Genomic DNA, 14095 nt, shown 5'->3' with positions numbered 1-14095 from the left:
TGGGTTATGCTGAACATACTATTTTTTTTTAGTGATATAAGCATGTTTATATAATAAATCAGGCACGGATTTCACGGTCTTTAGTGTTGTCATTATTATAAAGCAACAGTGTTAATCCGTGTAATCCGTGCCTAAATATACCTCCTCTCTTTTTCTTCAAATTCCTACCGGATATTTCAAAACAATACGTTATATTTGTAACGAATATAAAATCTGAATTATGAGATCTAAACATTTCTATTTATTCATGTTATGCTGCATCTTTACGCTACTAAGTGGCTGTAAAGATGATGACGACAATCCACTACGTTTTTACAACAGTGAATACGAAGTGCCTATGGGTGGCAGACGTTACCTCGGATTGGAAAGCGGAAATGGTGACTACTCACTTGTAGTGAAAGACACCCGCATCGCAAGTGCCGGAACCGAAACTGGCTGGAGCGGAGTACCTGCCGGACGTATGATTTATGTAACCGGTATCCTCACCGGAACGACTTATCTGACAGTAACGGACAACGCCACACAAGAGAGTTGCACTTTACCAATCAAGGTGGTCGATAATTACGAGAATATAAAGTTGCTCCGCAGCTACTTGTCCAACTTACCCAACGGAGACGCGAATCTTCTATCCGGCATTTCCGACATTTTTCTGATTAACAACCACGCACGTGATGCTTATTTTTTCAAACAGGGAGAACAGACCGCCTTTTCATCCGGACTTGAATTAATAACCCAAGGAAGTTACAAACTGGAAAAAGAAGAAGGAGACGATGAAAAAATGACACTAACCCTCACTTTTTCGGAAGATATGGCAACACCTGTTTCCGATCGTAAATTCATTATATGGGGAAATTCGTACTTATTTCACCGGTTAGACAAAAGCCTAAATCTGAACTGGAACACTCCACCCATTGGAGAAACACGGACCTCACCTGCACCTCCTCCTTCCTACACGCTGGAAGAATTTACGGGAGGCGAAGCAGGCACAGGCAGACAACTCGCTTTTACCCTTTCCCAACAGGAAATACCTGCGGGAATACTGCCTTAATCAGTAACGTCTTCTGATAAGATGCGTATATTTTCCGGCAAGTATCCACTACGGATGCGCCATTCTTGCGGATAAAGATTATTGGCACGATTACCGATATTCTTCACAAATCCGAGAGGAATATGCCGATAAGTAAGCAAAACATACCCACGAGGGGCTGTTGCCGATAAGGCAATGGCCTCTTTCCGTAAATAAGTGATAGCCTGTTCATAATTTATTTCTTCCGTGACAAATGCTTCCCGACACAAAAGCGAGGTACACATCGCCAACGCATGACCAGGGATCAAATCCTTTCCTTTCACTTCGCCTATCTCAATCCCTGCCGACACGATTTTCAGGCTTTGTTTCATCATCGTCAACTCACTAATATAGTACTGTGAAAAAGCCCGGATATTTGTTCCTTCCGCCAATAAAATATACTTGTCCAAATTTTCATCATTCAACCAGCTTTTGGCCATATTCAGATGTTCTTTCGATACAGGAGAAGATGTTGCTGCCCCTTTCTTATCTTTCTTCTTGAAAGCTTTCTCTTTCGCGGAAGAGGATCCCGGGATCTCTTCTTCTGTCTTTGGCTTACGAAAAGCCACCAGAAAAAAACCTTCACCTTTCGTCTTATGAGGGAAAAAATGATAGACGGGAATAGAAGACTTGGAATGATCCCTTTTATCCGACAAAAGATTTCCTGTTATATTCCAGTCCTCCTGCACCTGGACAGTTAACGGTTCGCCCCCATACTCTTGTTGAATCCAACGTGCATTCTCCTCATCCTCTTTCGTATTAAATGTACACGTACTATATATAAGAATGCCTTCTGGCTTCAGCGTATCCCAAATATTCGCAATAATCCGCCGCTGACGCTGCCAACAGATTTCCACATTCTCGGGACTCCACTCTTCCACAGCTACCGGATCTTTACGGAACATACCTTCACCGGAGCAGGGAACATCTGCAAGAACCACATCAAAGAAAGAGGGTAAAGCCGAAAAGTCTGCCGGATCATTATTGGTCACTACCACATCCGGATGTCCCCACTTCGTCAGATTTTCAGCAAGGATCTGCGAACGATTCCGAATTACCTCATTGGCTACCAATAGGCTCCCTTCGGGAAGTACACTACGGGCATGAGTCGATTTTCCACCGGGAGCCGCACAAAGATCCAACATCTTCACCGGTCCGGTGACATATTGCCGGAGTACCTGCTCCACAAACATGGAAGAAGCTTCCTGAACATAATAGCAGCCTGCATGAAATAAAGGATCGAACGTAAAAGTGAGACGCTCCTCCAAATAGAATCCTTCAGAAGACCAAGGGACCTTATCCGATAACGAATGATTGATTTTCAATTGATTCAACCGGATGCTAACCGGTGGTTCCTGCTGGAGGGCAACGGCCAGTTTGTCGTATTCTTCATCGCCCAATAGAGCGCAGGTGTAGTCTATAAAAGAAGCAGGTAATTCCATTTTTCGTTTATTAATTTCCGCAAATATCAAAAATATTTCGTCTCTTTGCAACTTTCTATGATATTAACTACGTCTAACTGGCAAAGAAATAAATAAATTAAAAGGCTATTGATATGAAGAATTTTCTATTAGCATTGATGGTTGTACTGACCACTTGCACACTAGCAGTCGCCCAAACTACCATTGTCAGGGATTCTGTCGGGAAAGTAAAAGTTACTGTGACCAAGGACAATAAAGCAGATACGAACCATACTGCTGTCACAGTGATTGGTGTAGATACAGCAGATACTGATTCTGCAGAGATAGATGCAAACTCAAGTAATGTAAGCAACACTCATGGTAAAGCCAGCTTCACATTCGAATCGGACGACAGTGATTTCCCATTCAATAATGTCGGCGCTGGTAGCATTCTGGTAGTAATCATAGCAATCGTTGCCGTATTCGGATTTCCGGTATTCATTCTATTTGTAATCTTCTTCTTCCGTTATAAAAACCGAAAAGCACGTTATCGCCTTGCCGAACAGGCACTTGCTGCCGGCCAACCGCTTCCGGCAGAGTTTATCCGCGAAACCAAAACGGTCGATTCGTGTTCGCAAGGCATCAAGAACACCTTTACAGGTATCGGTCTTTTCATCTTCCTTTGGGCAATCACCGGCGCATTCGGAATTGGGGCTGTCGGTTTACTCGTTACATTCATGGGTATCGGACAATGGATTATCGGTAGTAAACAACAGGCTCAAGATACAAATGCTACCCGGATGTATACGGACAATAAGGATGAAAAAAAGAACCCGAATAACGTTGGAAACGATAGTTTCGCAATCATTCCTTCCGAATCTGAAGAGAAGGCCAAAGAAGTAAACGAAGAAAAGAACGACGAGAATAAATGAGCCAACTCAATGATATATCGTTAGTCGCACAAGTCGTGGTATTCAAGAACACCAGAGCCTTCGACCTGTTGGTGAAGGAGTACCAATCGCCCATCCGGCGATTCTTCCTGAACCTGACTTGCGGCGACAGCGAATTGAGTGACGACCTTGCACAAGATACATTTATAAAAGCATATATGAACATTGCCTCTTTCCGGAACTTGTCAAGTTTCTCTACGTGGCTGTATCGTATTGCCTATAATGTTTTTTATGATTATATTCGCAGTCGAAAAGAGACAGCCGACTTGGATACAAGAGAAATAGACGCTATCAACAGCACCGAACAGGAGAACATCGGACAAAAAATGGATGTCTACCAATCACTCAAAATGCTTAAAGATGTGGAAAGAACCTGCATCACATTGTTCTATATAGAGGATATTAGTATCGACAAAATTGCAGGGATTGTAGGAGTACCGTCTGGAACAGTGAAAAGCCACCTGTCACGCGGGAAAGAAAAATTAGCAGCGTATTTAAAACAAAACGGTTATGACAGAAATAGACAATGATAAGCTCTTACACGATTTCTTCGCAGAAAACAAGCAGGAAATAGCAGATAACGGATTCAGTCGTCGTGTCATGCACGGCTTACCCGGTCGTAGCAATCATCCGGCTCGTATTTGGAGCGCTTTCATAATGACTGTAACGGCCGCACTCTTTATATGGTTAGGCGGCTTGGAAGCAGCTTGGGAAACCATAAGGGAAGTTCTTATCGGTATGATTAACCATGACATTGCTAACCTTGATCCGAAATCAGTTATGATTGCAGCCGTTGTACTATTATTCATGGTCACACGCAAGATTGCTTCAATGGCATAATTAACTCCTGAAAAAGGAATTGTTTCGTTAAAGAATGATAAATATCCCCTGACTGGCAAAGAAGCTCAAACTTAGATATCGTATCTTTGTTCCTCTGTAAACTAAAGGAGTGAAAAGAGTTTTGAAACTACGTATATTTATTTTATTATTGTTCCTGCCTATATTGAATGTTCAGGCAGATATCATCGATAGTCTGATAATACATTCCAGAGACTCAATCGGATTAACCAGCGATTCCCTTGTGCTACGTTATTTACAAAAATCAGGAATTCCCATATCTGATAATAATAAGGTAAAACTGCTAAAAAGCGGACGGGAGAAATTTATCGATTTGTTCGAAGCTATCCGGGAAGCTAAACACCACATCCATCTGGAATATTTCAACTTCCGAAATGACTCCATCGCCAATGCTTTATTTGACCTGTTGGCCGAAAAAGTGAAGGAAGGGGTTGAAGTACGGGCCATGTTCGATGCATTCGGAAACTGGTCGAACAGCAAACCGCTCAAAAAGAAACATCTCAAAAAAATACGTGAACAAGGAATCGAGATTGTCAAGTTCGATCCGTTCACATTCCCTTATATCAATCATGCCGCCCACCGCGACCACCGGAAAATAGTTGTCATCGATGGAAAAGTGGCCTATACCGGTGGAATGAACATCGCTGACTACTACATTAACGGACTACCTAAAATCGGAACCTGGCGTGATATGCACATGCGCATCGAAGGAGATGCAGTCAATGCTCTGCAAGAGATATTTCTAACGATCTGGAACAAGGAAACCAAACAAAATATAGGTGGAGAAGCTTATTTTCCCCCATGCGAAGCACAAACGGACAGCGCGGATATGATGGTAGCAATCGTAGACCGTACCCCGAAAAAGAATAGTCGCATGTTGAGTCATACTTATGCCATGAGCATTTATTCGGCACAAAAAAACGTTCATATCGTCAATCCTTATTTTGTACCGACTTCTTCAATCAAAAAGGCGTTAAACCGAACAATCGACCGAGGTGTAGATGTCACAATCATGGTTTCTTCCGCCTCCGATATCCCGTTTACTCCGGATGCCGCACTCTATAAATTACACAAGCTGATGAAAAGAGGGGCTACCGTCTACATGTACAACGGCGGATTTCATCACTCTAAAATAATGATGGTGGATGATTTGTTCTGTACTGTCGGCACTGCCAACCTGAACAGCCGCAGCCTGCGGTATGACTATGAGACAAATGCTTTTATCTTTGATACAAAAATAACGGATGAATTAAATACCATGTTCCGAAACGATATCGAGCATTGCACTCAACTGACACCTGAATTCTGGAAAAAGCGTTCTCCGTGGAAGAAGTTCATCGGCTGGTTTGCTAATTTATTCACTCCATTTTTGTAATTTTGTGCGAAGATTTTTTCACCACAACTCATTATTCATTATGAAACAATATCTGGATTTACTCAATCGTGTACTCACCGAAGGTACAGAAAAAAGTGACCGTACCGGTACCGGCACTATCAGCATTTTCGGCCATCAAATGCGTTTTAATCTGGATGACGGCTTCCCATGCCTGACAACCAAGAAACTACATCTGAAATCCATCATATACGAATTGCTCTGGTTTCTACAGGGAGATACTAATGTGAAATATCTTCAGGAACATGGAGTGCGTATCTGGAACGAATGGGCGGATGAAAACGGTGACTTAGGACATATTTATGGCTATCAATGGCGTTCATGGCCTGACTATAACGGTGGATTTATCGACCAGATCAGTGAAGTGGTAGAAACAATCAAACATCATCCAGATTCACGCCGTATCATTGTAAGCGCTTGGAACGTAGCAGACCTGAATCAGATGAATTTGCCCCCCTGCCACGCCTTCTTTCAGTTTTATGTAGCAAACGGACGGTTAAGCCTGCAACTATATCAACGCAGCGCTGATATTTTCCTCGGTGTTCCTTTCAATATTGCTTCATACGCATTATTGCTGCAAATGATGGCACAAGTGACGGGATTGAAAGCCGGAGATTTCGTCCATACTCTCGGTGATGCACATATCTACCTGAACCATCTGGAACAAGTGCAACTCCAATTATCACGAGAACCTCGTCCATTGCCACAAATGAAGATCAATCCGGATGTAAAAAACATCTTCGACTTCAAATTTGAGGACTTTGAATTAGTGAACTATAACCCGCATCCGCATATTGCCGGAACAGTAGCCGTGTAACTTCATGAGTAAAATATCTATCATTGCTGCCGTAGACCGCCGTATGGCTATAGGCTTCGAGAACAAACTTCTTTTCTGGCTACCTAATGATTTGAAACGTTTCAAAGCGCTAACTACCGGAAACACCATATTGATGGGACGCAAAACTTTCGAATCATTACCCAAAGGCGCATTACCCAATCGCAGAAACATCGTTTTATCTTCCAGCCCGGCTACAGAATGTCCCGGTGCTGAAGTTTTCCCTTCACTCGAAGCAGCTTTGCAAAGTTGCAAAGAGGAGGAACATATTTATATCATAGGAGGAGCAAGTATTTATCAACAGGCCCTTTCCTTCGCGGACGAACTTTGCCTGACAGAGATAGACAGCATAGCCCCCGAAGCCGACGCTTATTTTCCTGAAGTATCATCGGAGGTGTGGCAAGAAAAAAGCAGAGAAGCTCATCCTGCGGATGAGAAACATCTCTACTCCTATGCTTTTGTTGATTATGTAAGAAAATAACGATTAATCTTCATCTTCTATGTCGACTATGATCGGCATCTGCCGCTTAATGGCTTCATGGAAGGAGATTAATGTTTCGGTACGTGCCAACCCCAATGGTTGCAGCTTATCGTGGATAATACTCAATAAATGATGATTATTCTTTGCGTAAATTTTGATAAACATATCGTATTTTCCGGTAGTAAAATGACATTCCACCACTTCGGGGATAGCTTCTAAAGCTCTTGTTACCGAATCAAAGGATTCGGGATCTTTCAGATATATACCAATATAAGCGCAAGTCTCGTATCCGATTTTCTCGGAGTCGATGACATACTCCGAACCTTTTAATATACCCAAATTAGTAAGCTTCTGAATACGCTGATGGATCGCAGCACCAGAAACATTACATGCTCTTGCTACTTCCAAAAAAGGAATACGCGCATTCCCTGCAATCAGTTTCAGAATTTGCTCATCTAAAGCATCTAATTGATGATGTCCCATTTTTGAATCAAATTGTTTTTATCAATGAATCTTCTATGCAAAGTTAGCGATTTTTCAATAACAAATACTATAATCTATCACTTTTATTTGCAGAAAGCGGATAAGTCTGCAATAGTTTGTACCTTTGCAAGAAAACATAAATATACCGTTTATATGAAACATATTTGCTGTATCATTCTGTGTTTCTGCACTTCTATAGGAAGTTATGCACAGAATTTTGCTGATTATTTTCAGGACAAAACATTGCGAGTGGATTATATCTTTACCGGGAATGCTGCACAACAGGCTATTTATCTGGATGAGCTGTCACAGCTTCCTACCTGGGCAGGACGTCGCCATCATCTTTCGGAACTTCCTCTGGAAGGCAACGGACAAATTATAGTGAAAGACCTTGCCAACAAACAGTGCATCTACAAAACATCATTCTCTTCTTTGTTTCAAGAATGGCTATCTACAGACGAAGCCAAAGAAACGGCCAAAGGATTTGAGAACACGTTCCTTCTTCCTTATCCTAAACAGCCCGTGGAGATAGAAGTCACTTTATATTCTCCGCGAAAAAAAAGAATAGCTGCCTACAAGCATATCGTGAGTCCGGATGATATATTGATTCATAAACGGGGAGTATCACATGTCACTCCACATCGATACATGCATCGAAGTGGTAATGAAACAGACTGCATAGACGTTGCCATCCTTGCAGAAGGATACACGGAGAAAGAGATGGATATTTTCTATCAGGATGCACAACGCACCTGTGAAAGCTTATTTTCGTATGAACCGTTTCATTCCATGAAGGGTAAATTTAATATTGTTGCCGTAGCAAGCCCTTCTACGGACAGCGGTGTCAGTGTTCCCCGTGAAAACCAGTGGAAACAAACGGCAGTCAGTTCGCATTTCGATACCTTTTATTCGGACCGCTATCTGACTACCAGTCGGATCAAATCTGTCCACAATGCATTGGCAGGCATCCCTTACGAACATATCATTATCCTGGCTAACACAGATGTATATGGTGGAGGAGGGATATACAATTCATATACGCTGACCACAACGCATCACCCGATGTTCAAACCGGTGGTAGTGCACGAATTCGGACATAGTTTCGGTGGATTGGCCGATGAATATTTCTATGAAGATGATGTGATGACAGATACTTATCCGCTGGATGTCGAACCGTGGGAACAGAATATTTCAACACGGGTAAACTTCGCTTCCAAATGGGAAGATATGCTTCCGTCGGGAACTCCGGTCCCTACCCCTGTTGCCGAAAAAAAGAAATATCCGGTAGGAGTATATGAAGGAGGCGGATACTCTGCCAAAGGTATGTATCGTCCGGCTTACGACTGCCGCATGAAAACAAACCAATATCCGGAATTTTGTCCGGTCTGTCAACGTGCCATCCGTCGAATGATTGAATTTTACATTCCTTAATGGAATACAATGATAGGATTGTCAAACTTAAAACCCAAACCTCATGATCAGACTTCATCCAATCAGTACTTCGGATCAGCAAGCATACCGATTCATGGAAGAGCTTCTAATTGATTCATTTCCACCGGAAGAGTACCGCCAGTTGGAACAACTGCGCAAATACACAGATCGTACGGGCAACTTCTATAATAACATCATCTTGGATGATGACCTGCCGGTCGGCTTCATTACCTATTGGGATTTTGACAGTTTCTGCTATGTAGAACACTTTGCAACCAATCCTGTCCTGCGAAATAGAGGATATGGAAAACGTACGCTGGAATACTTGTGCAGTTATTTAAAACGCCCGATTGTATTGGAAGTGGAACGCCCGGTAGAGGAGATGGCCAAACGACGTATCAGCTTTTATCAACGCCAAGGCTTTACGCTGTGGGAAAAAGAGTATTGCCAACCCCCTTACAAGCCCGAAGACGATTTCCTGCCCATGTATTTAATGGTACAAGGGGAATTGGATTGTGAAAAGGATTTTGAAGCAATCAAAAATAAGATTCATACGGAAGTATACGGAATAAAAATGTAAGCATCGGTTCGAAAATCATCCATACGGTAGGCCCGGTATGGCATAGTGGCAGAAGAAACAACGGAATATGGGAAGAAACAGCCGTGATAGGGACAAGAAACACGGTCTTCGGCTTCCCTCCGACTTGCGGCAACCCATTGTTGCCTGTTTATTGCCACATTCATCGTTGGAAATAACAAGAAACGTTGTCTTTTCCATCAAACAAATCGAAAAGTAGCAATCATCGGCAAACAATGGGTCCAATCACTTCCGGAATACGTTAGATACGCCGTTTTTAGCTCCTTTTCGTTTGAAGACACGCTAAAGAAAGCGTTTCCTGCTTCTCCCAAACCTGCGGCAATGCCTTGTTGTCCGTTTACAGTTGCTTTTTTCGGACGGATACATAAAAAGAAAGGGTATCCAAACTGATTGGACACCCTTTCTTTTTATATATCAAATTAACTAATTACTTTTTTTCACCACGTTTAGTAGATGAATAGTTAATCTTCAAAGCATAAGATTTTCTAAGAGCATTTTTTACATCAGTAACAATACCCATCTTTGTCTTTTGATCTACTTTCAGAGACACAGTCATTTTAGCTGCATCACCTTCATTCATACTTGCACGTTCCTGAAAAATAAAGTCTTGTACTTCACTAACTTCAGCATAGCTGTCATTCAGCTGAATACGACTTTCAGTACCCATTTTCGCGCGATATTCCTGTGTAGGTTCTCCTATATAGATGAATGTTACCAGCGATTTCTTCTCCAGTTTTTCGAGTTCAGTACCTTGCGGAAGTGTAAACTGCACCTTTAATGTTACCTCACGCATTGTTGTTACAATCATAAAGAAGAACAACAAGGTAAAGATAAGGTCAGGCAACGAAGAAGTATTCAATGCCGGCATTTCACGTTTACCAGTTTTATTAAATTTTCCCATTACTTACTTCTTTTTTTCTCCGTATTTTTTAGGTTCTGCCTCAGAGATTCGTTGCGGATAAACTTCACGAACAGCTTTCTGCTGTGCATCATTCAGTTCTGCATAAGCAACCCCAAACTTTTCTTGAGCCAGTTCATCTCTCAATTCATTGTATGCAGCAACCAATTCATTCTGCACACTTATATATGCCTGATAAGAAGATCCACGGTCATTCTGCAAAGAAATTACATGCTTGTCATTAGCCAGAACAGTACCAAAGAATTCGACATTTTTTTGTGTCTTTTCCGGCATATTCTCAGCATTATTGACATTAGCAATAAAGTCTTTGGCTTTCTGCCTCAACTGATCAACACCGATATAATCATTTCCGCACATCAAAGCATCATCCTTATTCAAATAAACCTGCAAGATGTTACGCTCTTTAATTTTATCGGTATTCTCATTCTGCTCATCTTCGGGAGGTGGAGGCAAAAGTCTTGCCAAACCACGATCCGTATCCATTGATGTCGTAATCAAGAAGAAGATCAGCAACAAGAAAGCGATGTCTGCCGTAGAACTTGAATTAATATCAGGAACTTTTCTTTTTCCTTTTGCCATTTTAATAACTTATTTAATCGAGTATCCTCAATTGATTACGATAATTTTTTCTTTATACCACTACCAATGATTGCAACAACTGTCACAAACAACAATATGTAAATAGAATAAAGGAACATATCTGTCAGTTTCAGCCAGAAAGGAACATTGTCCGTACCACTATAGCCAGGAATCTGCAACGGTGTACTATCACCCATTGCCCAAGCTACAATAAGAACAACAACTAAAAGAACCAAACCAAGTAAAGATTTGATAGCGTTTGCCGGGTTATCCTTCAAAGCTGCCCCAAATTGAAGTACAGCACCAATGAGAGTGGCTGCAATGGCTAAGCCAAACAAAACGTACATCAAATAGAGTAAGGCGTCTGTTTGAGCCGGTTGCCACATTTCGGGATCTACTCCCGGAACCAAGGCATCGCCCGTGGCATTTCCTCCTAAGAAGAACAAGCCAATAACGATCAGAATAATAGCAAACATCGCATACAATGCGTAATACGATATTCTATATGTTAACTTACTCATTTCTGATTATTTTTTATATTTCAAATTATATTTGATTACCATGTCAAGCAAAGAGATAGAAGAATCTTCCATTTCACTTGTAAGAGCCTCAATTTTAGAAAGTACATAGTTGTAGAATACTTGAAGAATCAAGGCAACGATCAAACCGAAGATAGTTGTAATCAAGGCAACTTTCATACCACCTGCAACAACCGTCGGAGAGATATCACCTACCTGTTGGATCTTATCAAATGCCTGCACCATACCGATTACAGTACCCAAGAATCCGAGTGACGGAGCCATTGCGATAAACAGTGTGATCCAAGAACATCCTTTTTCAAGGTAACCTGCCTGTACACCACCGTAAGATACAACTGACTTCTCAACTACATCAATACCCTGATCAATTCTCATCAGACCTTGATAATAGATGGAAGCAACCGGGCCTCTGGTGTTACGAGCGATGTCTTTAGCGGCTTCAACATCACCTTTTTCCAAAGCAGCCTCGATAGATGCCATGAATTTCTTTGTGTTGATTTCAGCCAAGCTCAAATAAATGATACGTTCGATGCAGAAAGCCAAACCGATCACCAAAGCGATAGCTACCAAACTCATGAAAGATGCAGTACCTTCGATGAATTTAACTTTGAGTTCCTTGTGAATACCACCTTCTTCTGCGGCAGGAGCAGCAGGAGCAGTAGTAGCTTCAGCGGCAGGAGCAGCTTGTTGTTCAGTTTGTTCTGCTGCAGGAGCATCTTGAGCCTGAGCAAATTGAATTGAGCCAAAAGTGAAGACCCCAATCACAGCAACAATTGCAAATAACTTTTTCATTGTGTGTCTAATTTTTAAGATTAATTAATTGATTATTATTGTATTTACTTCTCATTTCTCTTTTCTATTTGCGGAGAGACGGGGATTCGAACCCCGGATACACTTTTGGCGTATACACGCTTTCCAGGCGTGCCTCTTCAACCACTCGAGCACCTCTCCCTACAAGTTTTAGGCGTTTTCAGCTACAAATGTATTCTTTTTTTTCTTTTCTTGAAGCATTCTCCCTCTTTTATCTTGAATAAACACTGCAAATTAATATAATTTAAAACCTTTCGAACCTTATTTGCGGATTCCAAACACTTTTAGCGCATTTGCAGATGTGACCTGCGCCACATACTCCGGATCCATCTGATAAATGTCAGCCACCTTTATGAGTACGTCTCTCACATTGGCACTCTCATTTCTCTTTCCCCGATTTGGCACGGGAGCCAGATAAGGGGAATCCGTTTCAAGCACGATGCGCTCCAAAGGAACACTCGTCAACGTCTCCGGTAAAGTCGACTTCTTAAAAGTAACCACTCCATTGATACCTAATACAAATCCTTCGAACTCCAATAGTTTCGCCGCTTCTTCCGATGTCCCGGTAAAACTATGGAAAATGCCGGCTAACGACGTTTTTTTATAGGGTTCCATTACCTTATATATATATTCAAACGCTTCTCTTGAATGTACGACAATGGGAAGATCATATTCCAGTGCCCACTCTATTTGCTTTTCAAAAACCAATAATTGCTCTTTCAGAAAAGTTTTATCCCAATAAAGATCAAGACCGATTTCTCCAATAGCCACAAATTCTTGGGAAGTTGACAAGTATTTGTCGACAATCGCCAATTCTTGTTCATACGATTCATTGACAGAAGTCGGGTGCAGCCCAATCATCGGATAGCAAAATCCGGGATAATCCTTACAAACCGCCAACATAGCGTCCAGGGTCGTACTGTCTATATTGGGCATAAAAATATGGGAAACTCCTGCTTCCCGCGCACGCTCCATCACCTGCGGCAGGTCTTCGGTAAATTCTTCACTAAAAAGATGAGAATGAGTATCTATCAACATGATATTTCTTTTTCTTCTTTTATTTTCTCGCTGGAACGATAATAATATATTAGTCCGTAGTCTCGACATTTTTCTAATCGGATATCATTAGGAGTAACATCCTGATATTTAGCTTCGACTTGGTTCCAGATATCCAAAATCAGTTCATCAGCACGGTCACGCATGGAAGCCAATTCATCAAGACTGCGATTAGTTAATGCCTGATAATTCTTCTGCCGTTCATAGCTGTCCAGAAAGATATCATAATACACTTTTACGCGTGCAATGGTCGGATTATAAATAGGTATGCCACCTTGAGTAGTCCTTAGCTGCTCGCCTTCGATTATTTTCTTCCCCCACTCAACCAATGAGGATTCACTCACCAGGTCCGGTACGGTATTTGAAACAGGCAAGCCATATAATTGTTTGTGTTCCACTTTGATTTCATCACGAAGCACTGCTAAATTGAATACCTGAATAAAATGAGAGATATACAACCGGGCAGTTTTCACATTCATCTGATGTCTATGGCTGGCACGTGACTGATTATCGTAGCACTGTGTATAATAAATTTGCGCCGCCTCGAACCGGTGCAAGAAGTTACGTGCTTCAAATAATGTTTTCAACGTAATAGCCAAGTCACGCACATTATACATCTCTCCCTTTTCGACAGCCGCTTTCAGTGCCCGAACTCTTGCTTGATCTGTATTTGGTAATCGTCTATAAGGCATGTCTC

General features: G+C 41.7%; 17 protein-coding genes and 1 tRNA gene. 9 read left to right on the top strand and 9 right to left on the bottom strand.

Annotation, left to right across the window (positions count from 1 at the left end; genetic code table 11):
- Positions 1–220: 220 nt before the first annotated feature.
- Positions 221–1048, top strand: coding sequence for a hypothetical protein (locus AB9N12_RS12110; protein WP_369892307.1), 828 nt, complete (start codon positions 221–223; stop codon positions 1046–1048).
- Here AB9N12_RS12110 and AB9N12_RS12105 read toward each other — a convergent pair.
- The gene (locus AB9N12_RS12105) at positions 1045–2508 is read right to left on the bottom strand and encodes an rRNA cytosine-C5-methyltransferase (protein ID WP_369892306.1); all 1464 of its coding nucleotides are present in this window, start codon (positions 2506–2508) and stop codon (positions 1045–1047) included. The two genes, AB9N12_RS12110 and AB9N12_RS12105, sit on opposite strands and share 4 nt — an antisense overlap.
- A 113-nt stretch (positions 2509–2621) precedes the next feature.
- Between AB9N12_RS12105 and AB9N12_RS12100 the strand changes: the two genes are divergently transcribed.
- From AB9N12_RS12100 to AB9N12_RS12075, 6 genes are all read left to right on the top strand, one after another.
- The gene (locus AB9N12_RS12100) at positions 2622–3398 is read left to right on the top strand and encodes a DUF6249 domain-containing protein (RefSeq protein WP_369892305.1); all 777 of its coding nucleotides are present in this window, start codon (positions 2622–2624) and stop codon (positions 3396–3398) included.
- Entirely contained in the window at positions 3395–3946 is a 552-nt protein-coding gene (locus AB9N12_RS12095) for an RNA polymerase sigma factor (protein ID WP_369892304.1), read from the top strand. Before AB9N12_RS12100 ends, AB9N12_RS12095 begins: the two co-directional genes overlap by 4 nt.
- Entirely contained in the window at positions 3927–4256 is a 330-nt protein-coding gene (locus AB9N12_RS12090; protein WP_369892303.1) for a DUF5056 domain-containing protein, read from the top strand. Before AB9N12_RS12095 ends, AB9N12_RS12090 begins: the two co-directional genes overlap by 20 nt.
- A 121-nt stretch (positions 4257–4377) precedes the next feature.
- Positions 4378–5649: a cardiolipin synthase gene (gene cls / locus AB9N12_RS12085; protein ID WP_369892302.1), complete on the top strand. Its 1272-nt coding sequence runs from the start codon at positions 4378–4380 to the stop codon at positions 5647–5649.
- Positions 5650–5689: 40 nt separating this feature from the next.
- Positions 5690–6484, top strand: a complete 795-nt coding sequence (locus AB9N12_RS12080; protein WP_369892301.1) for a thymidylate synthase — start codon at positions 5690–5692, stop codon at positions 6482–6484.
- A 4-nt stretch (positions 6485–6488) separates the two neighbouring features.
- A complete protein-coding gene (locus AB9N12_RS12075) occupies positions 6489–6983 on the top strand; it encodes a dihydrofolate reductase (protein WP_369892300.1) in 495 nt (164 codons plus the stop codon).
- Between the two features lie 3 nt (positions 6984–6986).
- Here the strand turns inward: AB9N12_RS12075 and AB9N12_RS12070 are convergent, their stop codons facing one another.
- Positions 6987–7466: an Lrp/AsnC family transcriptional regulator gene (locus AB9N12_RS12070; RefSeq protein WP_369892299.1), complete on the bottom strand. Its 480-nt coding sequence runs from the start codon at positions 7464–7466 to the stop codon at positions 6987–6989.
- Between the two features lie 153 nt (positions 7467–7619).
- Between AB9N12_RS12070 and AB9N12_RS12065 the strand changes: the two genes are divergently transcribed.
- Positions 7620–8897 carry an IgA Peptidase M64 gene (locus AB9N12_RS12065; protein ID WP_369892298.1) on the top strand — a complete coding sequence of 426 codons (1278 nt, stop codon included), beginning with the start codon at positions 7620–7622 and terminating at the stop codon, positions 8895–8897.
- A gap of 43 nt (positions 8898–8940) precedes the next feature.
- Entirely contained in the window at positions 8941–9477 is a 537-nt protein-coding gene (locus AB9N12_RS12060; RefSeq protein ID WP_369892297.1) for a GNAT family N-acetyltransferase, read from the top strand.
- Between the two features lie 445 nt (positions 9478–9922).
- Here the strand turns inward: AB9N12_RS12060 and AB9N12_RS12055 are convergent, their stop codons facing one another.
- The 7 genes from AB9N12_RS12055 to AB9N12_RS12025 all read right to left on the bottom strand — a co-directional run bounded on the left by AB9N12_RS12055 (position 9923) and on the right by AB9N12_RS12025 (position 14090).
- Positions 9923–10396 carry an ExbD/TolR family protein gene (locus AB9N12_RS12055; RefSeq protein WP_369892296.1) on the bottom strand — a complete coding sequence of 158 codons (474 nt, stop codon included), beginning with the start codon at positions 10394–10396 and terminating at the stop codon, positions 9923–9925.
- 3 nt (positions 10397–10399) lie between these two features.
- Positions 10400–10993 (bottom strand): ExbD/TolR family protein, encoded by a 594-nt coding sequence (locus tag AB9N12_RS12050; RefSeq protein ID WP_369892295.1) that lies wholly within the window; start codon positions 10991–10993, stop codon positions 10400–10402.
- A gap of 35 nt (positions 10994–11028) precedes the next feature.
- Positions 11029–11514: a hypothetical protein gene (locus tag AB9N12_RS12045; RefSeq protein ID WP_369892294.1), complete on the bottom strand. Its 486-nt coding sequence runs from the start codon at positions 11512–11514 to the stop codon at positions 11029–11031.
- Between the two features lie 6 nt (positions 11515–11520).
- The gene (locus tag AB9N12_RS12040; protein ID WP_369892293.1) at positions 11521–12324 is read right to left on the bottom strand and encodes a MotA/TolQ/ExbB proton channel family protein; all 804 of its coding nucleotides are present in this window, start codon (positions 12322–12324) and stop codon (positions 11521–11523) included.
- Between the two features lie 71 nt (positions 12325–12395).
- A tRNA-Ser gene (locus tag AB9N12_RS12035) sits at positions 12396–12483 on the bottom strand.
- A 120-nt stretch (positions 12484–12603) separates the two neighbouring features.
- Positions 12604–13380, bottom strand: a complete 777-nt coding sequence (locus tag AB9N12_RS12030; protein ID WP_369892292.1) for a TatD family hydrolase — start codon at positions 13378–13380, stop codon at positions 12604–12606.
- A complete protein-coding gene (locus AB9N12_RS12025; RefSeq protein ID WP_369892291.1) occupies positions 13374–14090 on the bottom strand; it encodes a hypothetical protein in 717 nt (238 codons plus the stop codon). The genes AB9N12_RS12030 and AB9N12_RS12025 overlap by 7 nt, the downstream gene beginning before the upstream one ends.
- Positions 14091–14095: the final 5 nt, after the last annotated feature.

Origin of the sequence: Bacteroides sp. AN502(2024), assembly GCF_041227145.1 — a bacterium.
In the GTDB taxonomy this organism is placed as follows: Bacteria; Bacteroidota; Bacteroidia; order Bacteroidales; family Bacteroidaceae; genus Bacteroides.
The sequence above is the reverse complement of the archived record's forward strand: the minus strand, read 5'-3'. Positions and strand labels throughout refer to the sequence as shown.